Origin of the sequence: Limimaricola soesokkakensis (genome assembly GCF_900172345.1) — a bacterium.
In the GTDB taxonomy this organism is placed as follows: domain Bacteria; phylum Pseudomonadota; class Alphaproteobacteria; order Rhodobacterales; family Rhodobacteraceae; genus Limimaricola; species Limimaricola soesokkakensis.
This window is the reverse complement of sequence record NZ_FWFY01000013.1, coordinates 63,676-88,146: the sequence shown is the minus strand read 5'-3', so window position 1 is coordinate 88,146 and position 24,471 is coordinate 63,676. Positions and strand designations below refer to the sequence as shown.

The 24,471-nt window shown below is 65.3% G+C and carries 22 protein-coding genes; 6 read left to right on the top strand and 16 right to left on the bottom strand.

The genetic code is table 11. From position 1 onward, the window contains the following. Window positions 1–239 precede the first annotated feature (239 nt). Window positions 240–419: a hypothetical protein gene (locus LOS8367_RS16720; protein ID WP_085897684.1), complete on the bottom strand. Its 180-nt coding sequence runs from the start codon at window positions 417–419 to the stop codon at window positions 240–242. A gap of 505 nt (window positions 420–924) precedes the next feature. Next, window positions 925–1,926: a phosphatase PAP2 family protein gene (locus tag LOS8367_RS16715; RefSeq protein WP_165761512.1), complete on the bottom strand. Its 1,002-nt coding sequence runs from the start codon at window positions 1,924–1,926 to the stop codon at window positions 925–927. Window positions 1,927–2,825: 899 nt separating this feature from the next. On the opposite strand from LOS8367_RS16715, the gene LOS8367_RS16710 reads away from it, so the two are divergent. Then, entirely contained in the window at window positions 2,826–3,332 is a 507-nt protein-coding gene (locus LOS8367_RS16710; protein WP_085897682.1) for a hypothetical protein, read from the top strand. Between the two features lie 494 nt (window positions 3,333–3,826). Here the strand turns inward: LOS8367_RS16710 and LOS8367_RS16705 are convergent, their stop codons facing one another. Genes LOS8367_RS16705 through LOS8367_RS16695 form a run of 3 tightly spaced genes read right to left on the bottom strand, consistent with a single transcriptional unit; the run spans window position 3,827 to window position 5,770 of the window. Further along, window positions 3,827–4,459: a hypothetical protein gene (locus LOS8367_RS16705; RefSeq protein ID WP_085897681.1), complete on the bottom strand. Its 633-nt coding sequence runs from the start codon at window positions 4,457–4,459 to the stop codon at window positions 3,827–3,829. A 20-nt stretch (window positions 4,460–4,479) separates the two neighbouring features. Then, the gene (locus tag LOS8367_RS16700) at window positions 4,480–5,307 is read right to left on the bottom strand and encodes a hypothetical protein (RefSeq protein ID WP_085897680.1); all 828 of its coding nucleotides are present in this window, start codon (window positions 5,305–5,307) and stop codon (window positions 4,480–4,482) included. 13 nt (window positions 5,308–5,320) lie between these two features. Beyond that, window positions 5,321–5,770 (bottom strand): hypothetical protein, encoded by a 450-nt coding sequence (locus LOS8367_RS16695; RefSeq protein WP_085897679.1) that lies wholly within the window; start codon window positions 5,768–5,770, stop codon window positions 5,321–5,323. Between the two features lie 655 nt (window positions 5,771–6,425). Between LOS8367_RS16695 and mobF the strand changes: the two genes are divergently transcribed. Beyond that, on the top strand, window positions 6,426–7,853 hold the full coding sequence (gene mobF / locus LOS8367_RS16690; protein ID WP_165761511.1) for a MobF family relaxase: 1,428 nt from the start codon (window positions 6,426–6,428) through the stop codon (window positions 7,851–7,853). 464 nt (window positions 7,854–8,317) lie between these two features. Here mobF and LOS8367_RS16685 read toward each other — a convergent pair whose 3' ends face one another. From LOS8367_RS16685 to LOS8367_RS16675, 3 genes are all read right to left on the bottom strand, one after another. Then, window positions 8,318–8,704, bottom strand: coding sequence for a type II toxin-antitoxin system death-on-curing family toxin (locus tag LOS8367_RS16685; RefSeq protein ID WP_085897677.1), 387 nt, complete (start codon window positions 8,702–8,704; stop codon window positions 8,318–8,320). Continuing rightward, entirely contained in the window at window positions 8,701–8,925 is a 225-nt protein-coding gene (locus LOS8367_RS16680; protein ID WP_085897676.1) for an AbrB/MazE/SpoVT family DNA-binding domain-containing protein, read from the bottom strand. The genes LOS8367_RS16685 and LOS8367_RS16680 overlap by 4 nt, the downstream gene beginning before the upstream one ends. Window positions 8,926–9,025: 100 nt before the next feature. Continuing rightward, window positions 9,026–9,259: a hypothetical protein gene (locus LOS8367_RS16675; protein WP_085897675.1), complete on the bottom strand. Its 234-nt coding sequence runs from the start codon at window positions 9,257–9,259 to the stop codon at window positions 9,026–9,028. A gap of 232 nt (window positions 9,260–9,491) precedes the next feature. Here LOS8367_RS16675 and LOS8367_RS16670 point away from each other — a divergent pair, with 232 nt between their 5' ends. After that, window positions 9,492–9,746 carry a helix-turn-helix domain-containing protein gene (locus LOS8367_RS16670; RefSeq protein WP_085897674.1) on the top strand — a complete coding sequence of 85 codons (255 nt, stop codon included), beginning with the start codon at window positions 9,492–9,494 and terminating at the stop codon, window positions 9,744–9,746. 616 nt (window positions 9,747–10,362) lie between these two features. On the opposite strand, the gene LOS8367_RS16665 is transcribed toward LOS8367_RS16670, so the two are convergent. The 6 genes from LOS8367_RS16665 to LOS8367_RS16640 form a co-directional block, all read right to left on the bottom strand. After that, a complete protein-coding gene (locus LOS8367_RS16665) occupies window positions 10,363–12,339 on the bottom strand; it encodes a DUF927 domain-containing protein (protein WP_085897673.1) in 1,977 nt (658 codons plus the stop codon). 1,099 nt (window positions 12,340–13,438) lie between these two features. After that, entirely contained in the window at window positions 13,439–14,224 is a 786-nt protein-coding gene (locus LOS8367_RS16660) for a hypothetical protein (protein WP_085897672.1), read from the bottom strand. 628 nt (window positions 14,225–14,852) lie between these two features. Beyond that, window positions 14,853–15,653: a helix-turn-helix transcriptional regulator gene (locus LOS8367_RS16655; RefSeq protein WP_133056364.1), complete on the bottom strand. Its 801-nt coding sequence runs from the start codon at window positions 15,651–15,653 to the stop codon at window positions 14,853–14,855. Window positions 15,654–16,121: 468 nt separating this feature from the next. Next, on the bottom strand, window positions 16,122–16,922 hold the full coding sequence (locus LOS8367_RS16650; RefSeq protein WP_085897670.1) for a helix-turn-helix transcriptional regulator: 801 nt from the start codon (window positions 16,920–16,922) through the stop codon (window positions 16,122–16,124). Beyond that, a complete protein-coding gene (locus LOS8367_RS16645; RefSeq protein ID WP_085897669.1) occupies window positions 16,919–17,341 on the bottom strand; it encodes a flagellar biosynthesis regulator FlaF in 423 nt (140 codons plus the stop codon). The genes LOS8367_RS16650 and LOS8367_RS16645 overlap by 4 nt, the downstream gene beginning before the upstream one ends. A gap of 101 nt (window positions 17,342–17,442) precedes the next feature. Then, window positions 17,443–18,270: a flagellin gene (locus LOS8367_RS16640; RefSeq protein WP_085897668.1), complete on the bottom strand. Its 828-nt coding sequence runs from the start codon at window positions 18,268–18,270 to the stop codon at window positions 17,443–17,445. Window positions 18,271–19,197: 927 nt separating this feature from the next. Between LOS8367_RS16640 and LOS8367_RS16635 the strand changes: the two genes are divergently transcribed. Genes LOS8367_RS16635 through LOS8367_RS16625 form a run of 3 tightly spaced genes read left to right on the top strand, consistent with a single transcriptional unit; the run spans window position 19,198 to window position 21,970 of the window. Next, a complete protein-coding gene (locus LOS8367_RS16635) occupies window positions 19,198–20,868 on the top strand; it encodes a TadE/TadG family type IV pilus assembly protein (RefSeq protein WP_085897667.1) in 1,671 nt (556 codons plus the stop codon). Further along, entirely contained in the window at window positions 20,865–21,398 is a 534-nt protein-coding gene (locus tag LOS8367_RS16630) for a TadE/TadG family type IV pilus assembly protein (protein WP_085897666.1), read from the top strand. Before LOS8367_RS16635 ends, LOS8367_RS16630 begins: the two co-directional genes overlap by 4 nt. 5 nt (window positions 21,399–21,403) lie before the next feature. Beyond that, window positions 21,404–21,970 carry a TadE/TadG family type IV pilus assembly protein gene (locus tag LOS8367_RS16625; protein ID WP_133056363.1) on the top strand — a complete coding sequence of 189 codons (567 nt, stop codon included), beginning with the start codon at window positions 21,404–21,406 and terminating at the stop codon, window positions 21,968–21,970. A 221-nt stretch (window positions 21,971–22,191) separates the two neighbouring features. On the opposite strand, the gene LOS8367_RS16620 is transcribed toward LOS8367_RS16625, so the two are convergent. Together LOS8367_RS16620 and LOS8367_RS16615 are read right to left on the bottom strand one after the other, a co-directional pair. Then, window positions 22,192–22,683 carry an outer membrane protein gene (locus LOS8367_RS16620; RefSeq protein WP_085897664.1) on the bottom strand — a complete coding sequence of 164 codons (492 nt, stop codon included), beginning with the start codon at window positions 22,681–22,683 and terminating at the stop codon, window positions 22,192–22,194. A 61-nt stretch (window positions 22,684–22,744) separates the two neighbouring features. Next, window positions 22,745–23,965 (bottom strand): Fic family protein, encoded by a 1,221-nt coding sequence (locus LOS8367_RS16615; protein WP_085897663.1) that lies wholly within the window; start codon window positions 23,963–23,965, stop codon window positions 22,745–22,747. Window positions 23,966–24,471: the final 506 nt, after the last annotated feature.

Sequence of the window (24,471 nt, the reverse complement as noted above, 5' to 3'; positions counted from 1 at the left end):
AGCCCGGCCTCCTGTTCCTTCAGCATTCCAATGATCTGCTCTTCCGCGAAACGCGATCGCTTCATGTCCGTCTCCTGAGTTGGACGGACTCTACCCCAAACTGGAGGAGGAACAGGGTCTCAGGTCAGGGGCAAGGGGCAACTGCCACCTGAGCCTGAGCTCTGCAGCAATGCCCTCCGACGAGGTCAATCTCAGTACCGGCAGCGGCGAGAAGTTCGATGTTACGGTGGGCGCCCGCCTTACCAGTTGGGCAGGTCGCACCCGTCTCGGGCATAGACCGTATAGACTCCCACGTGACCCTTGAGCGCGTAGTTGCGCCAAGCCTCGGTAAATTCTTCATTCTCTCCGAAGTAGGCGAGATAATCGAAGGCCGCGCCATTGAAATACCGCTTCTGCGGACTTTTGTCGACGATGACCACTTGCGGCACGGCTCCAGACCGTTCGTGTCATGCGGGCAGCCAGCGCGACGGCGGCCACCTTCACCGGCTTGCGCGCGCGCATTCGGTCGAGCCACTGGGGCGCGGCGCTGCTCGGGGCGGCCCGCCGTCTCCGCCTGGCGCTGATGCGCGTCATCGTACCGAGATAGAGCAACCGTCGCCTTTGGAAACGGACATGAAGCGACTGCTTCTCATGGCGTGGTAGGGAAGCGTGGCGTCAACGGCGCCGCGAAAGCCCCGGACACTAGATTGCTGGAATGCTGAAGAAGCAGGAGGCTGGGCTGTCGACGACCGAGGTGTGTTGTGTTCCCCTCGGCAACCCGGCCACATTCACCTTGAAGGTGACCTGCACGCCGCCGCGGGCGATGCGTGCGGCTTGGAACTTGCGATCGATCGTTTGGGCAAGGCTCCGCCCTTCCGCTGCGGGACCATGCAACCGCTGCCACATTCCGGAAAAACTCCGATACCGTGTGCGCTGGCATTCAGCTCAGATCGCAGGTTCCAAGTGCTGGGCTTCGGAGGCGGTGTCTATATTCATGCGCCGTGCCATCTTCCAGCACGCTAGGGCCACCGCTGCGCCCACATAGCCATCCACCGCATAATGCCATGCCAGCGCGACCGACCCGATCATGATCACCGCGGTGAAAGCGAGGAAAATTCTGCCCGACCAGCGGGCATAACGATAGGCATAGAGGGTCATGAGCACGGAGATGGCCACATGCATGCTCGGCATGGCGGATATCCCGCGGGGGGCGGCCAGGCCGCGATAGCTGTCCCACAACGAGGCCTGCACATCGAGCGCCCAGAGGGTGGTGACACCATCGGCGGCGCGCAGCATCTCTAGGAGCGGAGCGAAATCGGCGCCAAACCCTAGAGCCTCGTAATAGACCGGGCCTCCCGAGGACAACAGGATCGCCAGCCCGTTGCCGCCCAACGCCCATGTCAGCACGAAGGCGCAGAGGAAGATGTTACGCTCATTCCCCTTCGAGAAGGCCGCGATGAAGACAAGAAAATAGAACAGGAAGAACCAGGCGTGGTAGGCGACGTTCAGCGCCTTGAGCACATAGGGATGGGCCACGAGGGGCATCAACAGCCGGTAGGGATCCAGCCCGAAATGCAGCAGCCGATCGAGCGCGGCGAGTTCCGGATCCCAAGAAAAGGGGGCCATGCGCGGAATCAGCGGTTTGACGAAGGAAAAGCTCCCCATGAAGAGCGCCACCGCGGCCAGCGCGAGCAGTCCGCCCATGAGACGATCGCCATCGAGAAGAAGACGGCGCAGATACAACCCCAGCCATGCGATCGGCCGGTCGGGCCGGATGACGAGCGCCATTTTCCCGAACTGCCAGAACAACAGAACGACGAGGAAACAGGGGATAAGCACCTGAAACAACACCAGCAGGCGGCCCGCCATGCCCGCCCGATAGGGCACCTCGAGGATGATGCCGATGGCAACCGCCACGCAGGCGTGTAGCGCGACGAGCAGCAGCAATGCCAAGTGACGCGGGTAAACTCGTTCAACCATCAAGCTGCGCATTGCGCTGAAATTTGCTGTCACCGTCACCACTCCACCAAACCACAATCATAAGGTGTAGGAGCAGCATGGCGACAGTCTGTCGCCTTAAAGGCGATGTATTGGCGACGAAATCAGCTTCTAGTACGTGTTCTGGCCCTCTTGCAGGACCAAATGCGTGGCGCGGGACGTGTCCCGGATACGGCGATGTCGCAGCGCGATGACACTTGCCTCGGGTTCGGGTCGGCGGGTCGAGGTTTGCATTTTCCCTGACCTGCCTTCGCCACTCAGGCGTTACCATGACCACGGACTTGGCGCCCCGGATCGCGGCCGTGTTCGGCCCCGGCAGCCGGGGGGATAGCCCGAGATCGGCGGCGCATCCCTTGCTCGATCACGACCGCACAGTTCGGTGCCGTCTGGTCTTGCGATACCCGGTGCAGCCGCAGCCTTGTCCTGCTGTCGCGTGATGTGTGCCAGCACCGCGCCGGGGGGCTTGTTCTCAGTGATTGCGGCGTGGGTGACACGCGGCTGATGCGGATCGAAGATGGTGCAGGGCAGGACGACGCCCTTGTGCCGGATCTGGATGTGCCACCGGAGAATTCGTAGGTATCGGCGTATTTTCCGACCAGTTCGCGGGTCAAATCCTTCCTGACATGACGCTTGTCGCGCAGACAGGAGATCTGGGCCAGTCGATCCGGCGCGACATTCAGCGGCCTGTGCAGGTGGTCCGGCCTGGCGGCGGAGAAACTCGGTGGACATATAAAATATCCGTTAGAAAACATGAGTTTACATGTAATTCATGCAGCTGTATGCTGGTGATGGGGCTGAGGTCAGCTCCCGCCGCCAAGGCGGCGCCCTGCATCCGAAAAGAGCAATTCATGTTTTACATCGTCGTGCATGAGTATGTCGGCCCGAACCCTTCGGAGAAGGTCGACGAGGACATCATCTACATCACCCGGCAGCCGGCGCTGACAAACAGGAGCCGCGAGCCGCGGATCACCGGCTGGTGCGGCAGCTCCAACGACACCTCGATCACGGCCCATGGCGCATACCGGACGCGCAAGGCCGCGCTGAAGGCCATCGCCGAGCGGTGGGGAGAGACCCGGGAAGTCACGCTGCCCTTTGAAGATAGCGAGGTCGCGGCGTTCCGCCCCGGGGCCTACACGCCGATGACTTGGTGTGAGACCCAGGCATGGCTCTACGAAAGCCTTGATCGGGAGATCACGGCTGACACCTCGGATGCGGAACTGGAGGCACTGGAAGAGAATTTTGAGGCCGAGGCGAATACGGAGGGCTACACTCTCTATCGTGACCGTGAGCTTCTCACGGACTGGCTGGCGGAATACCGCGACGAATTGAGGGCGGACGAGCCCGAGGACGCGTGAGCTAAGCCTTCATCGCCAGACTGCGGAATGCAGGTCTGGGCGCTTGATCCTGACCAGGGGCCAGCTGTCTTTCTGGGCCGGGAATGCAGCTGGTCCGAACTGGTGGAATGACCCAACATCGGGCCAAACGGGTCAAGGAAACCCTATTCGGCTCGACATTGGTGAACAATCGCCACTCTGAGATCGGGTCGTACGCCTGTTGCCGTCCCTGAAATAGCGCTACCCGCCTCTTCCGTTTCCGGCAGATCCGAAGCACGCCCCGCTCGGAAGCCGGAATCTCGCCCTGCATCGCAACGCTCGCCAGCCTGCAAGTCCTGCGCGACCGGCTTGCCGAGGGGTGAGGGCGAGGCGCCGGAGAGGCTGCTCGGTCCCGAGCCGACCGCTGCCCTGGACTGAGAATGGCTGCCGTCCCTCGGGACCCGATGACAGGAAGGCCGCCCAGGGATACGCCCGGGCGGCCTTCCTCTTGCGCGCTCGGCGCGTTCTCGTCCCTGTCAGCGGGGCCTCAGCGGCAGCCAGCAGAATGCCCGGCCCTCCGCGTCGAGCTTGAGCGTGCTGGCCGCACTGTCGGCCTGACAGTAGGTGTCGAGCAGGACCCCCATGTCGCCATTCTCCGCGATGAGCTCGCTCCAGGCTTCCAGATCCGGCCGCGCCGCGATCCGCTCCGGCAGGGCGCCCCCGGTCGCCTCTCTCAGGTAGAACCCGGTGGCGCCGCCCAGGCCGAGCATGACGGCCATGCCGAGGGCGATCCATGCGGCGCTGGCCCACAGGAGACGCCCCTGGACCCGGTCCATGATCGCCGTCAGGTGGCGCTCGGCCTCCCCGGCGAACCGGCTTGCCAGGGTCTCGTTGTGCCGCTGCAGCAGCGACAGGCCCGACGAGATTTCCCACTGGACGGCCTCGCGCGCGCTCTTGTGAATCTCGCTCGCAGCCTGGCGCAGCTGCCGGTGGTCTGCGGCGCTGTCGTAGCGGCTGATCTCGCGCATCGCGATCTCGAGGGCGAAGGGGTCATCAAACCCGAAGCCGGCCTGGCTGACCTTGCGGCGGATGCTCCCGACCTGCTCGAAGGTCAGCTTGTAATCCGCCAGCAAGGCCTCGAGCCGGTTCATGTCGACCTTCACGGCCATGGTTTTGTCTCCTTCCTGTGTCATGCGGGCAGCCCCGCCAGATCCCGCAGGCCCCCGGGCATCTGCGTCTCGAACTGCTCGAGAAAGTTCAGCACCCGCTGCTGGTCGGTCAGCTGCAGGCGCGGGTCGCGCACCGCCTGCCGCCAGGGGATCTGCAGCCGCTTGACCAGCTCGGCGGTGCGCGCCTCGATCGCCGGCAGGCTCGTCTCGATCCCGCCCTCTTCGAGGAACCGGGCCCGCGTCTTGCCGCCGAACGGCACGCCCGCGGGGTCGCGATCCCCGAACCAGACCGGGAAGTCGGCATCGCGCGGTGCGGCGCGGCGGTTGAGGATGGCCACGTGCCGGATGTCGAGCGCGCTGTCGCGGTAGGGCGCGCTCAGCTCCATGTGGATCGCGAGCGACTCCACGCTGCCCCGGTCCGGGGTGATCATGTGGAAGAACACCAGCGTGATCCCCAGCCGCTCGGCCGCGCGCAGGAAGTTGTGCAGCCCGTCGCGGTCGTCGAACAGGCGCTGCAGGTCCGCGAGCGAGCCGCCCGCCAGGTCGTGCAGGATCAGCGGCTCGGGGCAGCCTAGCGAGTCGATCAGCGTGGTGCGGCTGTCGTCGCGGATGTTGTAGGCGACCACGCCGTGCCCCGGTGACTGCGGATCGCGCAGGCGGCCCGCCGCGTCGCGCGCGGCATGCATCGCCGAGAGCGCCCCGATCGCGCCATCGGCGTCGAAGGCCGCCACCGGCACCTGCCGGTGGCGCAGGACGTCGAGCAGGACCGAGGCGTAGAACGATTTGCCGGTGCCGCCCTTGAGGGAGGTCGTCATCGCCAGGACCGGCCGGCGCTTTGCATGCGTCATGTCGTGGCGCTCCTTACAGATCGCGGTGGGGGTTGTGGGTGAGGGACGACATCGGCGTCGCGAAGGCCCGGGGCGCGGCCTGGACAGACCCGGGCGCGCGGCCCGTCTTCGAGACCCGCAAGGCGGGGCGGGACCTGGCCGCGTCGCGGATGAACCCCTGGCGGCAGGCGGCCAGGATCTCGCGGTCGCTGGGCGGCGCGCCCAGATTCTCGGCCGCGAGCGCCCGCTCGGCCCGGTCGATCCGGGCGAGATAGGCGCGCAGCGTGCCGGCCTGGACGGGGACGCCGCACTCTTCGAGCCATGCGGCGAGCTGGGCCGAGCCGTAGCCCGCATCGCGCAGACGGCGGAGGGTGCCGCGCGCGGCGATGATTTCTGCCAGGCGGGAGGTGCGGGGCGGCACGGGCTGGGCGGCCACGCGCTGCTCGAGGCGCTCGGCCAGGCTGGGAGGGGCGGGGTCGGACATGGGCTGATCCTGTTCTTTTTTGCTGCTTCCCCATTTTCATACAATGGCCCCGACATTTCCGATCCATCGAAATTCAGGTTGTCCACATTTTTCCATAGTAGAAGACAAAACCCCCTGGCGGGCATTGACCGGCATTCGCCTCGCCACTGCATTAAATAAATTATCGATTTAATAAATCAGTGGGCATCTCGAGCTGCTGTCCCCTCCGGCCGCACGACGGGCGACTCCGCGTCAAAGCGCGGATTTTGCATCGCTTTTCTTTTCAGATGATATTCCTCGTATCAGCTCGAGGCGACACGCATTCATCTCGTCGCGCGCACACAGCAGGGGCCATGCGGCAGGCCTCGTATTCGCCGCATGTCCATGCATCTCATGGCATTTCCGTTTACCCGACACATTACGCATATCGGGTCCGGAGTTCGGCGAAGGACGGCTTGGTATTTTCATGACCTGCGGAAAATATCGCTATCGACGCCCCTGCATCGACGGAGACCTCCATGCCCGTGACCATCATCGCCGGAACGCCCCCCGCCACCCCCCGTCCCCGGGACCGGTGGCGGCCGCAGCATGGCGCCCCCTGCCCGCGTCGCAACCGCAGGACGGCGCATCGCGACCGTTACCCTCTTGCATCGCGAGCGCATGGCCGGGGCCGGCCATGGATATCCGGAAGGACCCTGCCCCCGGCCGGTCGTGGGAGGGGCACGAGGTGATCAGCTGCACCCGGATCCATGATGTCGCGTACTACCTCACCTCTGCCGAACCGGCGGATCAGGAGGCAGCAGGTCAGGAGGCGGCGGACCGGGCCCCGACCACGATGCCGGAGGCCACGAGCCGGGACCGGCCGAATGACGATCCCTGCGACGGGCCGGGCCGCTGGGTCATGCTGCATCCCGCGCCCCCGGCCCCGCTGCTGCTGATGCCGGGGGTGCCGAACATCCTCGACGGGCTACGCCCCGGCGATCCGGTCGCGCCCGGGGTGCTGCGCGATCTCGTGGCCGGGCGCGATCCGGCCACCGGGCGGATGGCGGCGCGGCGGCGTCGGCCGGCAGCGGGCGCACCGGTGCCGCCCTCGGGCGGCTACGACCTGCAGTTCAGCCTGCCCAAGAGCGTGAGCGTGCTCGGTCTGGTGGGGGACGTGGCCCGGCCGGGGCTGCTGGCGGCGATCCGCGCCATCCATGCGCAGGCGATCTCCCGGGCGCTGCAATGGGCGTTCGACCTCGGTCTCATCGCCAGCCGCAGCCGCGGACGCCATGTCCCGGTCCAGCGCGTGATCGGGGCCCGGTTCGATCACGCCGCCAGCCGGGCCGGGGATCCGCAGCTGCACAGCCATGTCGTGCTGTCCAAGAGCGCGGTCGGGCGGGACGGACGGCTGCGCCAGCTCGACAACTACCTGCTCCTCACCCATGCGGGCGCGATCGCGGCGCTGGCGCGCTGCGAGGAGGTGTTCCTGCTGCACGCGCGGCTCGGGTTGCGGACCCGCCCCGTGGGGCGCAGCTACGAGCTCGTCGGCGTGCCCGCGCCGTTGCTGGCGCTGTTCTCGAAGCGCCGCCAGGCGATCACCGCGCGGATGGCGGCCACCGGGCGCAGCACGGCGCAGGAGCGACGGGCGGCACAGCTCGCCGCCTATGCCACTCGGCCGGGCAAGACGCATGGCGCGCTGCGCGACGCGCAGGCGGCCTGGGCAGCGGAGACCGCGGCACAGGGCTGGTCCGCGGGCGCCTTGCTGCAGAGCGTCGCGCAGGCGATGTGTCCTCCGCTTCAGGAGACGGACGCCATCGCGCGGGCCGCGGAGCTGCTGCGGCTTTGCGCCGGTCATCCGCCACAGAGCCACGCGGCGGCGGACGGGTTCACGGTCGCCTTCGAGCTGCTGCAGCACGAGGCCATCGGCGGCGAGGCCGTGCTGGACCTGGTTGCGTCGTGCAGGCAGGCGCCTGTGTCGTCCAAGCCCGTCATGCTGCCAGGAAGCCAGCCAGGTCCGGGGGTCGCTGCGCCGGCGAACGCGGTGCGAGAGGCCGGCGATGAGAGGCTTGCCGATATCCTCGCCCGACAGCCATCGCCGCCGCCCTCTCCCGGACCATGCTGACGGTCACGCGGCGGGAGATCGACGACCTAGCTCGGCGCCATGGCCACGCCGCTTCGCTTGCTTTTCGGGTGAGCCTTCGCCCACCGTCCCCCCTGCCACCCCAGGCCGTCTTGTCTGGCGGAAAGGGGCCGGAAGACGGCACTCGCCTGGAGGGCCGGGGCAAGAAAGGCCGATGTTCAGGCAGGGGCAAGACACCCCGCCCCCGTTTCAGGGAACGAGCGGACTGGGGACGGGGCTCAAGCACCTTCTGCTGAAGGAGCCCGGCCATTCCGCCAGGAAACCATGAGGTTTTCGGGGCGCCCGTCGCGGGACGTGCGCGACGCCGCGCTGGGGCTCTTGGGAGGCCGGGGGCGAAGTCCGCCCCCGGAGTCCTGCCTCTGATGGCACATGTTGGAAAGCCCCGCCGGACACCTGAGAGGCCTTGCACGTGAATGGCGGCGCGTCCCGAAGAGGTCTTCGGGGCTTCAGATCGGTTTCATCTGGCTTGAGAGCCATCTGGCGAAATCCGCCTCGCTGAGCTGCCCCGAGGCCAAGTGCTTCATCATCTGGACGCCTTCGATCGGAGGAGGCCGAAAGGCGAAGCCGTTGAGCCGCAGGAACGTGAGGGCCGTCACAAAGCCCGTGCGCTTGTTTCCGTCCACGAAGGCACGCGCTTTGGAGATGCCAAAGGCATAGGCCGCTGCGATATCCGCGAGGCTGGCCTCAGTATATGCGGCGAGGTTTATCGCACGGGCGCAGCTCCTCTTCAGAAGAGCACGGTCACGCATGCCGGAGGCACCGCCGTGGCGGGCTATCTGTCGATCATGGATGGCGTGGACGGCGGCAAGTGGAACCCAGATGGGCTCCCTCATGCGAGGGCTTGCAGCAGATCGCGGTTCTCATCCATCACGATTTCCGCAGCGGTGAGAGCGGCCGCGATCGCTGGATCATGCGGCGTGATCTTCAGGCTGCCATCATCGCCGCGCACCACGAAAAGCGTATCACCCTCTTTGGCGTCGAGGATCGTCAGCATTTCGGTCGTCAGCGTCATGACCGCGGAGTTGCCCACTTTCCGGATCTTGGTCTCGATCATATCACGCTCCCTTGGATATATGGAAGTATATACGCTGTCCTTCACGTTCAGCAACCCTCTCGACATTCACCGTCAGGGGCTGGCGCCCGATGTTCTGCCCTCACCACAGCTCGCCCAAGGCGCCGAGACTTGCGGCCATCCAGCGCAGGACCTGCTGGTCGAACGCCGCGCCCGAGGCGCGCAGCAGCAGGGCGATCAGCAGCCGCGGGACCTGCGCCAGCAGAAACACCGCGGCTCGGGTGCCGAGGCGGCCGAGGAGGGAGATCAGGCGGAACGGGCCGGGGCGCCTGGGGTCAGGCTGGGGCGCCGGCTGCGGGGCGGGATCGAACGACATGGGGCTCTCCATCGCGGGATCGACGGTCGTGCCTTCGTCCCCCGGGCCGGTCGGCCGGGTGTACCACGCGCCCGGCGGGCGGGCTGGTGATGGGGAAGGAGACCGTCATGAAATGGAGAAGCAGGTTTCGTTATCCTGTTACGATTGACAGGGGACGGGCATGTCCCCGACCCTGCCTGCATCATCCTGCAAGACCGGACAGCCGTCAATATTTTCGTAACAAGGTTCCGAAATGGACGTGATTCAATGCCGGGCCGCCCGCGCCATGCTCTCGCTCGGGGTGCGGGAGCTAGCGGCGCTGGCCGGGGTCTCGCCCGACACCGTGGCGCGCCTCGAGCGTGGCGCGACGCTCAAGCCGGTGACCGTCGAACGGATACAGGCGGCGCTCGAGGCGCGGGGCGTCGTCTTCCTTGCGCCCGGCGACCGGGCGCCGGGTCCGGGACTGAGCCTCGAGGCCCCCTCCGGCCAAGGGGGCGCTGCGGACTGAACGCCTGCCGATGATGCACCACCGGGATCCGGGTCGGGCCCCACCCCTTGGCACCGTCTGCGCCCCCGGGGCCTCTTGCTCTGCCCCGCGCCATCGACCGGACAGGTCCTGCTGGCCAGGCGGCATCGGCGCCTTATCTCGGCCGGGGGTGGGGGTAGTGGGCCTGATCGTCGCGCCGGGACGATGGCCCGTAACAGGTGAGACGTGTTCATGATGGCAGATCCCGGGCTGCGGCCCTTGGCCCTACTTTTCATCGCGGCAGGCTGCGGCGTGCTGCTGGCGCTGCTCGTCAGCCTCGCCACCGACCCCGGCCGACAGGTCGTGGCATCCGGTGCGCCAGGGTCTGGGCCGGCATCGTATCTCCTCGAGACTGCAGGGGCCGGAAGCGGCAGCGTCGGGCACGACCCATAGGCATTGGCCTCGCCTGCGCCCCGCGGGCTTTCCACCCCTTGACGAGGCGGTATCCCGTCTCCCCTGCACGGCTTGCCGCCCTATCGCCGGTGACAGGTGATCGGGCCCCGAGGGGCCCGTGTTCCCTCCGCTCGGGCGTCCCCGCCGCAGAAGGCGCGGCAGGGACCCAAGCCCGTTCAGGCGCCGGAAGCGGGAGAATGCGCCCTCACGGCAGCTTGTCGGGCTGCAGCCAGTAGACCCGGGCGGTTCCAGATCGACCGGGCAACCGTTTGTTCTTCGTCAGGTGTCCTCCTTCGCCGGGGATCAGCGCGCCGCACTTCTTTGCAACTTCCGCCACGAACCTGGCGTCGCGGTCGGCGCAGATCTGCGTGCGCCAGGCCTCCGAGGTGACGAAATAGGTGAAGCTGCCGTCCTCCTCGTTCTCGAGTCTGTAGCCACAACGATCGCGCACGATCTGTGAGGAGGAACTGTAGAGAGGATCGTCTTCCCCCGCCGTGCCGTAGGGCGCGCGCCGCTCGAGGCTCTCGAACCGCGATGCGCCGTGGAGTTCGAAGAAGGCCTTCAGGGTGCGGATGGCGTCCAGCTCTTCCGCGGACTTCGTGGTGTCGCGTCCCGCCTTCCAGGCGTCGAAGCAGGTGGCGGCTGCCTTGAGCGCAGACTCTTCCCTGTCCCAGGGCAGGACCCCCCACCGACAGGCCAGGGTCCCGGCGGCGGCGATGACCGCAAACTGCCGCGCGACCCGCTGCACCTGCGGATCATCCTCGGGCGTTGTGGTCTGCGCGATGAACGTCTCGATCATCTCACGCGCGGTGGCTTCGTGGGCCTTGGGATCGGCAAGGAACGCCTCCAGGAAGGCCGGTCCCGCCCAGCCGTAGTGGCGATCGGTCTCGTCGATCAGGTGGCGCGTGAAGCTCCGCTCGTCCGCGAACCCGGCGAGGTCCTCGAAGCTGGTCGCATCGTCGATCAGCATCGGGACATCGATGAACCGGACGGAGGAGCCAGCTTGCACGCCACTGCGCCTGAAGGCTGCGCTGGCCTCGATCCGCGTGGCGACGGGGTCTTCGCCCGAGGACAACACGAAGGTGCGCCAGCGTGCAGTGGGCTGGGTCTGGCCGGTCTTGCTCGAGCGGGTCTTCCCCTGCCCGCTGGCCAGCATATACGCTATTTCGCCAAGCCGCTCCGTCGGCGCCAGCCCGATCTCATCGATGCACAGCAGCATGTCGTTGTGGTCGACAGCGATGCCCTCGAGCGCGTTATCGGTGGTTCGCCAGGACCGTGCGAAGCCGGTCTCACCCCCGCCGCCCCAGACCGATCCGGCCAACCGCAGCATGGTGGTCTTGCCACGCGAGGACCTGGCATGGAAATGCAGCCCGCCCCCGGGTTCGCCCAACCGGGTCAGGAGCGGTGCGGCGAAGGCTGCCGAGAGCGCCAGGGCCGCCCGCGAGTTGGCCTCGGCCAGGCGGGCCATCGCCTTCCAGTCGGCCACCTCTCCTTTTTGAGCAACAAGGAGCTTTCTGGCCTCCAGATCCAGCATGATCTCCATCTCGTTATTGCTCTGCCCGATCACCTTGCCGGGCAGGGCGAAAACATCACCGACCCAGCCGGGGCGCGTGACCACCTGGACGGTGCGTGACGGCGAGGAGGACTGGATGTACTCCCCCATGGCCTGGCGGCCGGCGCGGTCCTGAGCGCAGCGCAACCCTTGCCGCATCAACAGCTCGCGCATCTGCCGCCCGTCATCGGCGAGCATGCTGGAGGGCACGATGACCGGCACCCACTTTCCGACCGGGTTAAGGAGCGCCACCAGGTATCCCCAGCCCGCGCCGTCCTTGTCGGTGCGGGTGCGGCCAATGACCACGAGGGGCGAGCAGACGAAGAGCTGGCCCTTGATACGGCTGTTGCGGTTGGGCGCGTCATCGAGCTGGTAGATGCCCTGCGTGGAGAGGCTGAAACCCTCCGGCGGGGCCTGGAGGTTCGGGTGGTGTGCTCTCAGCCAGGCCCAGACCGGGTCCATGGCATCCGCCTCTTCCGCGGAGGGCAGGACATCGCCGGCGACGGGCAGCGCATCGCGCTCAAGCTCCGCGGGGGCGGCGGGCGCCGCTGCCGCCGCAGGGGTCGACAGGAGCGGCGCCCCCTCGACGGTCTGCGCGGTCTCCGCGGCGATCGGGGTCATCTCGGTCATCCGATCACCCCCGTCTTGCTGGCCGGGCGGCCATGGCCGCCCGAACGGGAGGACGCGGCCTGCGTCCGGGTACGGCCCCTGTTCGGGCCGAAGAAGGCATAGGAATGTCTCATGCGGACATGCTCCATTGTTCACGGACGAGAGGGTCCGTGAGACTGCGTTCTGAGACCTGAGAACAGAAGACCTGGGGTCGGGTGGATGGGATGTGGCGTCGTGCCACCCGGGGTGCCTTCCGCCGCTAAGTCTCGGCGTGAGACCAAAATCTCATGGCGGCCCCGGCCCGCGCAACGGCATTTCCGCATCCCGGCGTGCAACTATGTGGAAAACCTCCCCCGCAGGGCCGAAACCCCAACGCTTGTTAAGGTCCTGGCCGAGTCCGTCGGATCTCCCCACGCAGGCTCCTGACGCTCAGGCCCTCGACCCGCCCCTCTCGACGAGCATTCCTGGGGACCACAGGGCGGCCCATTGTCGTCGCGGCCTCCAGCCGTCCTCCAAGGTGGAAGGCGCCTGGCCGGCGTTCCCATGTTCCCATGTTCCCTCAGAGAATATGACCTTAGAACGAGGACGGATGGGGGCAGCGCTCCAGTGTGACGAAGGGAGGACCTTTCGGACGGGGAACGGGGGATCAGGGGAACCGAAAAGGGAAAAGGACCGGAGGTCGGTCCAGGGCGCTCGCAGCGCCGGGCGCGTCCTGACTTGCGAGAATGGGGTTGGCCGATGGCCGGTCGGACAATGGGGTGCGCGCAGCCGCGTGTCGTCCGTGCGCACCGCCGGTGTCGCTTGCCGGTGCGAGCGTCATCTCTGCCGGCATCGTTGGGCGCCCTGCCCCGCCAGGACCTGCCGGGACGAAGCCCCCTGATCCGGACCAGTTTCCGGGGGCGGGTCGACGGGAACGATGTCAGGCGCGGCCTTTCGGGCCGCATGACAGATTGCTTCGAGTGCGTTCCGGCATTGCAGAGCGGCGGATCGACCGGCCCCGGTTGGAGGGGCGCACGCGAGCGTCGCGTTGTCCCGGCTACCGGGGCCGGGCTCGCCCGGCGCCAGCCGCAGGCTTGATAGCAGATCCCGCCCGGGGCGCGCGCGCCTGCCCGCCTGCCGGTCAGCTCGTCCAGTGCCGCCCGGGGAACGCCCAGTAGCACGCCGCAAGCGGCACCACCCGGGCCTCCTTCCGGTCCAGCGGGCAGCCGACGATCACGTTGCCCTCAAGGTCGAGCGCGTAGACCTCCTCTCCGGTGCAGTCTGCCGGCAGTTCGACCGAAGGGAGATCGGCGAGGTCGACGTGGTTATGGACGCTGTCCTCCACGATCCGGCACAGCGCGGCCATCTCCAACAGCCATCCGAGCAGGACCTGCGCCTCCTGCCGATCCCAGTTCCTGACCTCTTTGGTCAGTTCCGCCAGCTGCAGCCAGCCAGCCTTCAGCTCGTGCTGCCTCGGCGTCCAGAACAGGGGCGTGTTCCGAGCGCGGGCGATCTCCACGAGTTTCCGCGCCAGCTCCGCTTCCTCGGTCGCGATCGCCTGCAACTGCGGAGCCTCATCGCCTTCCGCCTGCGCCTCGCGCAGCGCCAGAACGATCGTTTCAGCCTGGATGCGACACAGGAGAGCGGTCTCGAGGACATCGGCATGCCACAGGCAAAGGTGCCACAGCACCCCTCCATCGGCCTCGAAGTCGAGATAGTCCGGATCCATGCGCACCGCATGGCGGACGATCGCCGCGTTTGCCGTCTCGAGCAGGCGCAGCAGTTCGATGTCAGCATCGAACTCCACGCGCGGTGCCGGGCCCGCCAGGCGGAACCGGGCCGCCCGGTCTTTGAGGAGTTTCAAGGCACCGGTCATGCGCGCGAGGGGGGCCGCCTGGGGGGCGGGGGAGGTCTGGTTTTCAGTCATTGGGCACTTTCCATGTTCGCGAAATCTTGCCCCCGGGGGGACGCTATGAGAGGGTGCGAACAGCAGACCTGGGGGAGCCGGGTGGGGTGATTGGCGTCGTGCCGCCCGGCTCCATCATTCATCCGACCGCATCTGGTCTCGGCCTCAAAATCCCATGCGTGCCCTGCTCACGACAACAGAGATCTGGGGCAGCGCTCGACGAAGATGTGGACAACCGGCCAAGGCGCAGCCTGGAACGGCATGAAATACTAAGTTTATTAGTATCTTGCCTGTATCTTCCAAGACCGGTGGAGGGACGGCTTGCGCTGATACACCCTTGCCCCGCCCTTTCTTCAGGCTCCCACAGGACTTGGATCTTCGGCGGCTGCAAATCCCGATTGAAGCTCCGGGCGGGCGCTGTGCGACTGGGCGTTCCCGGGTTCCCCCGTTCCCGCCGGCAGATGGCAAGACCACCGCCTCGTCTTGCCATCTCCTTGCTGCGCCTCGCCGCGCAGCAAGAGCCTTCCTTCAAGAGGGATCAGGGGAACATGGGAACGGAAAGGTCCAGACGCCAGCCACGTGGAGACGGCGGGCATGGCCATGGCCGCGTGGTGGCCCGGACCGGCGATCGCCCCGCGCGTGGCGCGCCTCACGGCGCGATGGGCAGGTGCCTGGAAATGCCGGTGAAGCTGCGGGTCTCGAGGATGCCGCGCTCCAGGGCGATACGAACCGCCTCGGCCGTGGTGCTGGCACCCAGCACCCTTTTTGCCCCGTTCAACCGGTTCTTCAACGCTGTCCGCGAGATGTTGAGCGCGCCGCAAATGGCGTCATAGGTCATGTCCCGCGCCACGAGCTCCAGGGCCGCTTTCTGATGCGGCTTCAGGTGCCAGTTCGGGGTGATCAGGTTGTGCAGTTCCCTCACCAGATCCGAGATCTCGGCCGCCTCCGCATCTGAGAACTCTCGATCGCCACGCGCGCAGGTCCCGAAGGTACGGCTGTCCTGGGAGCCATGGCCGATCGTGAGGCCATAGCGGTAGCCGTGCTCGGCAGCGGTCGAAAAGACCCCCAGCGGATCACGCAGGTCAATATTGCTCCACCGGGTAAAGCCGCTATGCGCAATGGCCCAGACCACCGAGGGATCGGCCACGATGAAGTTCCACTTGGAATAGGCGCGCATCCAGTCTTCGCGATAGGTGGTGCGGGTGAAGGCGGGGCGCGAAAACCGGAAGTGGAAACCGAAGGTGAAACCCTCGGGGCAAAGGGCGTCCAGACGCGCGAAATAGTCGTCGGTCAGGCTCTGGAGCGCCCTGCCGGAACGATGGGACGAGGTGGAGTCGCTCCACCCCTTTTGGGATTCCAGTGCCTCTGCACGAGCCTCGCATCTTGGGTCCAAGGCATTGAACACCAGGGAGGATTTGGCGGCTACGGCATTCTGCACGTCACAACTCAACTAACGTCGCCCAAAGGCACGGCACTACAAAACGGGATCGCCAGACCGATGCCTCCGCACCCCTCTTTCACCTCCTTACCAATCTCAACCTGAGGAGCAAGACGTGTTCTATCGTCAACTGCAGGGAGAAGGCCAGAAAACGAGTTGTGCCTAAAAAACTGGCTGATCTGCTCCCGAGTTCAGGATCCCGACGGGTTCCAGAGCCCCGAGAAGAGCTTCCTCGCTGACGGGTGCGCCGAGATCGAGGTCGATGGCGTCGAAGGCCTCACGCCTGTTTGCTTCGGGCCGCAGCAAAGGCGCTCTTCACTGGCCCTAACGAGGGCAAAAAGGCGCGGGAACGCACCGCCTCCCTCACCGTGCCTGCGAAGATCGCCGCCGCCGCGCCGTTCGCCTGACTCGACTCGACGCCCTCGCCCCCGGCCCTCCGCACGGTCGGATCGACGATCTCTTCCCCGCAGGCAGGCGGGGCTATGCGAAGCGGGGCAGCCCGACCGCAACTCCGGTAGAAGTCCCGGAGCCGATGACCCCTTGCTCCAGGGCGATGCGAACAGCCTCGGCGGTTGTGGTGGCACCGAGCGCGCGCCTTGCGCCGCTGAGACGGTTCCTCAGCGCTGTGCGCGAAATGTCCAAATGCTCGCACATGGCATCGTAGGTGAAATCCCGGGCGACCAGTTCGAGCGCGGCTTTCTGGTGCGGCTTGATCTGCCAGCGGGGCTCCATGACATCGTGAAGCTCGGTGATGATTTCGAGGATCTCCTCGGCTTCAGCCTCCTGGAACTCACGATCCCGCCGGGCACAGGTGCCGAAGCTGCGGCTATCCTGCGGGCCGACGCCAATGCTCAGGCCATAGCGGTAACCGTGCTCGGCCGCCGTGGCGAAGAAGCCCAGGGGGTCCCGAAGCCCGATGTCGCTCCAACGTGTGGCACCGCCATGGGACATGGCCCAGACCACCGTGGGATCGGCGACAATGAGGTTCCATTTCGAATAGGTTTGCATCCATTCATCTGAATAGGACGAGCGCACGTGGAGCGGCCGGGAAAATCGGTAATGAAAGCCGAAATTGAACCCATCGGGCGCAAGTGCGTTCAGGCGCGCAAAATGCGAATTGGCAAGGGCGTCATGCCCGTTCCGGGGCCGATCGGTGAAGTGCAATGGATCCGGCCGGACGCTCTGGGGCTGTCTGGCCTTTTTCTTCTGCAGCGGGCGCGAGGTCTCGCATACCGATTGACGCCCGGAAGGATCGGCTGCCAGGGATGAATGGACGGTCATGCTTCACCAATAACGCGGCTGTTGTGAGACGGAGGCGCAAAAACCTGTCCCCGCACGCCGTCTCTCATTTCGGTATTCAACTTGATCAACGGGGTTATGTCCGCGCCGCGCGTCTTGACGAAGAAGGAATGCTTGAACACGAAATCAGCCAGAGAAAGCAGTTCTTTTGTTTTCTCGAAGCTGAGGCCGGGATTGGTCGCGGCTTGGGTCGCCACATGCGTCCATAGGCGGCGATTGTCCGCCAGCACGGCATGAAAATCCTGCAGGTCGCCTTTCCCGTTCTGCCGGATACGGGCAAGAGCCCTGATGGCCCGGGAGAAAACGAGTTGCTGGAGTTCCCTGGCGTTGATGGTGATATCCTTGACCGCGCCATATGCCTGGACGCCGTAACTCTGGGGCCGCTGGATGGTAGGGATCATTGGAGAACCTCTTGGGACCGGCGCGCAGGAACAGGCGCGGGGCCGAGGCTGGCCCCGCGCGCGCTGCGCTCTGCGCAGGTTTCAGGTTGTCGGAGAGGCTCTTAGCGGAAGAGCGACAGCAGGGTCTGAGGAGCGCGGCCGGCGATCGACAGAGCCTGGACAGCCAGCTGCTGCTGGGTCTGGGTCTGGGTCATCTCGGCGGACAGGGCCGTCATGTCGGCATCGACGAGGCTCGACACGGCCGCTTCCTTGATGTCGATCAGCTTCGTCAGGAAGTTGGACTGGGTTTCCAGGCGGTTCTCGGCCGTGCCGAGCGCGCTGGCAGCTTTCGTCGTGGCTTCCATCATCGTGTCGATTTCGCCGAGTGTCTCGGCCGTCTTCGTATCATCCGTGAAGTTGATCTTGGCGACGTCGAGTTTCGTCTTGAGATCTTGCGCAGTCACGTCGATGGTCTTGACGGTAGTAGCCGGGGTGGTGTCGCTGGACCTGGAGATCGACGACACGGTCTTGAACTCGGCAGTTCCTTCGAGCAGGTTCTTGCCATTGAACGAGGCGGATTCCATCACCGACGTGATCTGTTTGAACAGTTCGGTGATCTCGGTTTTCAGCTGCGTCCGGTCCGCGGTCTGGCTTTGGGCCTGAACGACCTTGTCCTTGACCTGTGTGAGCAGCTCACCAATGCTTTCCGCACCCTGGCGGGCCATCGACACGGTGGCCGACGACATGGCGAGGCCTTCGCCGATGGCGCCGAGCATCGAGTTCTCGGAGTTGACCTTGGTGGCCATGGACCACACGGCAGCGTTGTCCTTGGCGGAGTTGATCTTCTTCCCGGTGCCGATCTGCTCCTGAATGTTTTCCATGCGGTCATTGACCGAACGGAGGTTCTGGAGGGCAACCATTGCGCCGAGGTTCGAGTTGATCGAGGTCATAGTCTAATTCCCATTTCTCTGGAAAACCCGGACATTGCCGGGATTTGCTTTGCCTCGAATTCTTCGAGCCTGCGCTCAGCCTATGCGTCGGGAGCGGCTTACGAGACCGATACAGCCAAAACTGATTTCATTACGGAAGATGGAAATTGCTCCGGAGGGCTAAATACCTTCCTTTCGACCGAAAGGAATAGCCCCACAGGGCTAATAAGGGCCAGAAATCGTGAGATTTGAGGCGCGCATTGCATTCACGCCCCAATAACCTAGCCCTATAGGGCTATTTAACAAACGAGTTTCGTAGACCTACAGGTCTAAGGAAATCCGCCAATCAGTATGTTGCCGTCGAGACGACTGCGCGATTCACGGTCTTGCAGCGATGAAAGGGGCATCCATGTCATCAACTGAGGCTATCATCCGCCATTCTGAGTGATGCTGACATCACGCAGGACGATGCTGCTCCGGCATCTATCGGTCTTCCACAAGCTGCGTCTGATCCGAATGGGGGTGGTCTCGACACCCCCGATGGGGTCGCTGCTTTTTTCATGCAGGCGCGACTGCGGCGAATGGTTGGTGCTATGCCCTGCCCCGTTCTTGATCGGGAACCCCGCCTGGCAGGTCGCTTTCCCCTGTTCGGCCATGCGAAAGCCTATCGCGGCACCATCGGTTTCACTCGATGTCCCCCATCAGGCGGCTTGGCCCCGAGCCTTGTTTACGGACAAACGGGAACTCAGCTATGCTCCCCTTGAAACCGAAAGCGGGAGCGATACAGGCCGTTTTGTCCAGACCTGAGCTGCACCGTTTGGCGTATGAGGCCTGGGGCCTCTTCGCCTGACCGCGCGGCATCGCCATAAAAAAGACTTCAATACAGCATCTTATTGCCAAGTCCCCTGGGCAACTCGCGGGTCTGTACCCGTGAAACGACCCCAGTTAATGATCACGCAAAAATTCAAGACGGCCTGTCGCCGGTTCTGCCGCGACGAGAGCGGTGCGATCATGGCGCTGTCGCTGTTCTTGTTCCTGGCGATGATCGCGATCGGCGGGCTCGGGGTCGATGTCGCCAATTACGAGCGCAACCGGACGCTGCTGCAGACCCATCTCGACAATGCCGTCCTCGCAGCCGCAAGCCTCACCCAGGAGCTCGACCCCAAGGAGGTCGTGCGCAGCTACCTCGTCGCTGCCGGAGCCGGAGACCTCGCTCCCGATGTCGAGGTGAAGACCGAGCAAGTGGGCGGGCTTACCGTGGGGCGCACCGTGACTGCCAGCGTCGATGGAGCGCTGAACACCTTCTTCCTGAAGATGTTCGGGTATAGCGAACTGGGCCTGCATGTCGTGGCCCAGGCGACCGAGCGCGTCGAGGATATCGAAATCTCGCTGGTGCTCGACGTCTCCGGCTCGATGGGTCTCGATGCCTATGGCCGGACCGATTATCGCAAGATCAATCAACTCAAGACAGCGGCCAAGGACTTCGTCACAGACGTGCTGAGCGAGGCCGAGCCCAACCGGGTGTCGATCTCGCTCGTGCCCTACTCGACCAAGGTGAATGCCGGCGCCGCCCTCCTTGGCGGATACAAGACCACCAATGAGCACGGCTACTCGCATTGTGTCGATTTCAACGCGAGCGATTTCCTGAGATCCGGGATCGACCCTACCTGGACGTTGCAGCGCACCGGTCACTTCCAGTTCCAGGGGGCAGACCTCGACGATCCCACCAAGGGGCAATGGACCTGCCGGATCGACAACGGCTTCGAGATCACCCCGCTGTCGCAGTCGATCTCCGTGCTGCACAATCGCATCGACGCGCTTTCGCCCGAGGGGAGCACCTCGATCGACATGGGTGTCAAATGGGGTCTGGCACTACTCGACCCCTCCGCCCAGGCCCCGGTGCGCCGTCTCATCGGTCAAGGCCGCGTCGACGGCGCCTTTCAGGGCCGTCCGCGCAGCTACGACACGCCCGAAAGCGTGAAGGTGCTCGTCATCATGACCGATGGCAAGAACGACACCGAGTATCGCCTGAACCCGGGCTATGCGAGCGGCAACTCCATCGTGCGCCGCTATGGCCCCTACAGAGGGCAGGGTCCGTGGTATGCCAGCTATACCCCGGAGAACTACTACGCCAATGATGGCTGGGGGTGGTCTTCTGATGGCCTGGAGAACTGGTTCTTCCCGCAGCACCCCCGCGAGGGCTCCCGGGTCTGGGACGATGCGCTCGCCGCACGTGGATATTCCGAGAAGCTGCTCACCTGGCCCGAGGTCTGGGCCGAGATGTCACCGCACTGGTACGCCTACAACCTGCGTGCCAAGCGCTACAACTCCTCGGGCTACTGGAGCAGTGTCTATTCCTCGACCTGGAACGAAATCCATTCGACGGTCGGCAACAGCGAGAAGAACCAGCGCCTGGAACGGATCTGCGGTGTCGCCAAGACCATGGGCGTCGTGACCTTCTCCATCGGCTTCGAGGTCGCCCCGGGCAGCGACTCCCTCGCGCTCTTGCAGAACTGCGCTTACACACCGGCGCATTACTTCAACGTCGACGGGCTGCAGATCGAGACCGCCTTCGACATGATTGCGAGCTCCATCAGCATGCTGAGGCTGACACGATGAGTTGGCGCGACAGCTGGCGCCGGTTCCGGGCAGCCGACAGCGGCAGCATCACGGCCGAGTTCGTGATCCTGTTTCCGGTCGTGATGTACATCTTCCTGCTCGGCATTGAGACGAGCTTGTGGAACACGCGCGAGCTGATGCTGCGCCGCGCCACCAACCTCGCGGTGCGTGACGTGCGCCTGAGCACCGCCACGCCGCCCAGCTACGAGGAGATGCGCCGTGCCATCTGTGCCCGCTCGATCTTCATCAGCGGCTGCGAGGCCAATCTGCGCATCGAGATGCAGGCCTTGCCCCTCGCGGACTGGGCCCGCGTCACCTCGCAGGCAAAATGCGTCGAAAAAGGCGGAGCCGTCGATCCCGCGCTCGACTATCGGCCCGGTCAGCAGAACGAACTGATGATGGTCCGGGTGTGCCGGATGTTCGATCCGATCTTTCCCGGCGGCGGGTTGGGGCGGAAGATCTCCCAGGAGCATGGGGGCGAATACGCGGTGCGTGTCGTCACGGGCTTCGTGGCCGAGCCGCGCTCATGAAGGCCATGCTGCGCCTGATCCGCCGGCTGCGCGCGCGGGACGAGGGCACCCAGTCCATCGAGCTCGTTCTCATGGCGCCCTTGCTGTTCTGGGCTGTGTGCGCACTCTATGTCTTCACAGACGCTTTTCGTATCCGCGCCGTGGTCACCGACGCGGCTCATGTGGTCTCCGATGTCCTGTCGCGCCAGACCACGCCGATCGGCAATGCCGACATCGCCGCGCTGAGAGCCGTGGCGGCGCAGCTGACCGGGCAGGAGACCGATCTTCGCGTGACCCAGATCCATTGCCTGAAAAGTTGCGATGATCTCCAGCGGCGGGAGTTGGGTGTGGTCTTCTCCGTCGGTTTGGGGCTCGCCCCGCTAACGATCGCCGACCTGCGCATAAGCAACTTACGCGATCAGGTGCCGCTGGTGGCCGCGGGGGACCGGATCATCATGGCTCAGACCCGTATCTACTATACGCCGATCCTCGACTACGGCATCGCCGCGTCCTTCATCGAAGCCACCCAGGCCGTCCGCATTCGCTTTGCGCCCCGATTGTGCTGGGAAACCTGCAACGACAGCTTGGGCTGACCGGGAAAGCGAGTGGCGCGCAAGCGCCTGCGGGGGAGCTTTGGAAACACAAACCGGCATGGGCATGAGCGCCATGTGACCGCTCGAGGGTCCTGCCGCGGCGCTGAAGGTCAGTGAGGACGGCTTTATGAAAAAAACCGGCCCCGAAGGGCCGGTAGATCCCGGGAATGCTCTTCGGGAGAGCGCCGATGCCATGGGAGGGCGGCACCGGCGCCATTCGATCAAAAATGGTAGGACATTCGCACGGAGGTGGTCGAGAACTCGCCATCCACGTCGTCGAAGCCGGCGACGTCCTCGAAGCGATGTCGCACATATTCGGCGCCGAGCGACACGTTCTGGGTCAGCATGTAGTCCATGCCAACACCGTAGGCGTAGCCGGTCTCTTCCTCGGTCTCGCCGGAGGCGTCGCCGGTGCCGCTGAACTCGGCATAGGCCATGCCGGCGGTGCCATAGACCAGCGCCTCGGCAAACTGGTAGCCGACCTTGCCCATCAGACGCGCAGCGTAGTCCAGCTCGACCCCGAAATCTTCTCCATCGGCCGCGAATGCGAGTTCGGCTTCGCTGCCGAGGACGGCCAGCTCGAGACCGTAAACGACGCGCTGGCGCTGCCAGTTGTAGCCCAGATGGGCGCCATAGGCGACGTCGGCTTCGGTGAGGCTCAGCGTCGGCAGGTCATCGACGTCGACATCGCCCAGAAGGTCCGCAGCAAGCAATCTCGTAGGCGCGTGCTCCGAGGAGGATCATCACCCGACACCCCCCCTGCCGTCGGTGGCCTCATGACCGGGAAAGGGCCTTGCGTCGGACGCCAATGAGCAGCGCATCCGCACGCGCCAAGGCGGCATCGAGATCCGTGAAAACACGCTCCATCGCCTTCTGATCCGCCTGCCGTCCCTCAAAACTGCGCTGCTGCGCCGTCTCCCTGCCTTCGGCCGGAGAAATCTGCATCTGCCCTTTCCTCCACGCCCGACGCGGCAACCGCGCTGCGAGACGCCCGCCCAGGCTGGGCACGGCCCAGATCCGCGCAGTCTTGCGGCCGGTGATCTCCTGCAGAAGGCCGAGTTCCGTCATTTCACCCAGCAGGGTCAACGCGGTGCGGATCGACACGCCGATCGTCTCGGCCAGCAGCGCCGAGCTCAGCACCGGCGCGGTGCCGAAGGCCTGGATGGCATCGGCCATGCGCGAGCGCCCGCCCCTGCCCCGTGCCGCCTCCTGTCCGCGCCGCAGCCAGTCGCGCGAGAGTGCAAAGCGCCCGATCTCCGCCTCGAAGAGCCCTGCGAGATGGGTGCCGAGCGTCATGAGCCCCGCCTCGCTGCCCGGCGACCACGGCAGGAAGCCCCGATGGCTCAGCGCGAGCGCCGGCGACGAAACCCACTGCGCATCGACCCGGCCCGACAGGCCGCGCAACACGTCCTCGGGGTCGGCCCTACGCGCAGCCCGCCCCCGCAGGCTGCTGTCGACAGCCATGAAGATCAATCGCTCGACGATCGGGTTGGCACGCTGCGACAGCGCCGCGTAGTCGGCCGCGGCCCGCGCCGCGGTAAGGATCGGCATGTCGCCGGGTCTAAGATCTGCGAAGAGACCCTCGATCTCGGCGTCCTCGAGCCGCTGGCCTTCGGGCTCATCGTCCGGGTCCACACCGGGCCCCATTCCAGTGCCTGCCGCCCTCTCGAAGCGCCGGACGGTCTGGACAGGCCGCGCCAGAGGATCGCCCGGCGCCTTCAGCACGCGGATCAGGCTCAGCGCCAGCTCCGCACCGGTCGGATCCGCATCCTGGCTTCCATTCAGCGCGATGCGGGGCAGCAGGTCGCCTTCGGAGATCCGGATGCCTTCCAGCCCCGCGCTCGCAACGGCCTCTGCCAGCGCGATCTCCGAGCGCCACAGGTTGCCGACCTCGGGCTCGGCCCGGGCCATGGCCTCCAGTCGCGCGGCCAGAACCTCGGCCCGCATGAAGGTCGAGACGGCGCTTCGCGCCTTTTCGGTGTCCTCGAAGGCCATCAGGCAAACCCCTGCTCTGCTGCACAATTCTCAGCCTAATTGAGGATGGATCGACTCATTTTCAATTGCCTCGGTGGATTGCAGGAGTGCTTCAGAAGACCCTTTGTGGATGGGGTCCGGAAGCGTGATCCTGTCCAGTCCGGGCATGCGCTACGACCCGAATGAAATCGCAGGCTTCAGTCCGCGTCCTTATGAGCAAGGGGATCGGGCTCCTCGGTCTTCCCTTCCCTATCGTCTCCGCCAAGGCTGCGCGCCTTTTGCCGGTCTTTTCAAACGATCGATTTGTCATGCAGTATAGATTTGGATAGAAGCCACTCACCTATGTGGAACGCACTTTCTAGCCCTCATTCAGCAAGGACACCTGGCCCGTTGCGCGGCTCGGCTCGGCTCCGCAGGGCTGGCGACACGCGCGCAACAGTGATCATCGCCGCGCAGCTGCATTTGCACCCCAAAGTGCAAGCGCGCACGAAACGATATGCTGTCGCCCCTCGAGTTCGAGCGGCAGC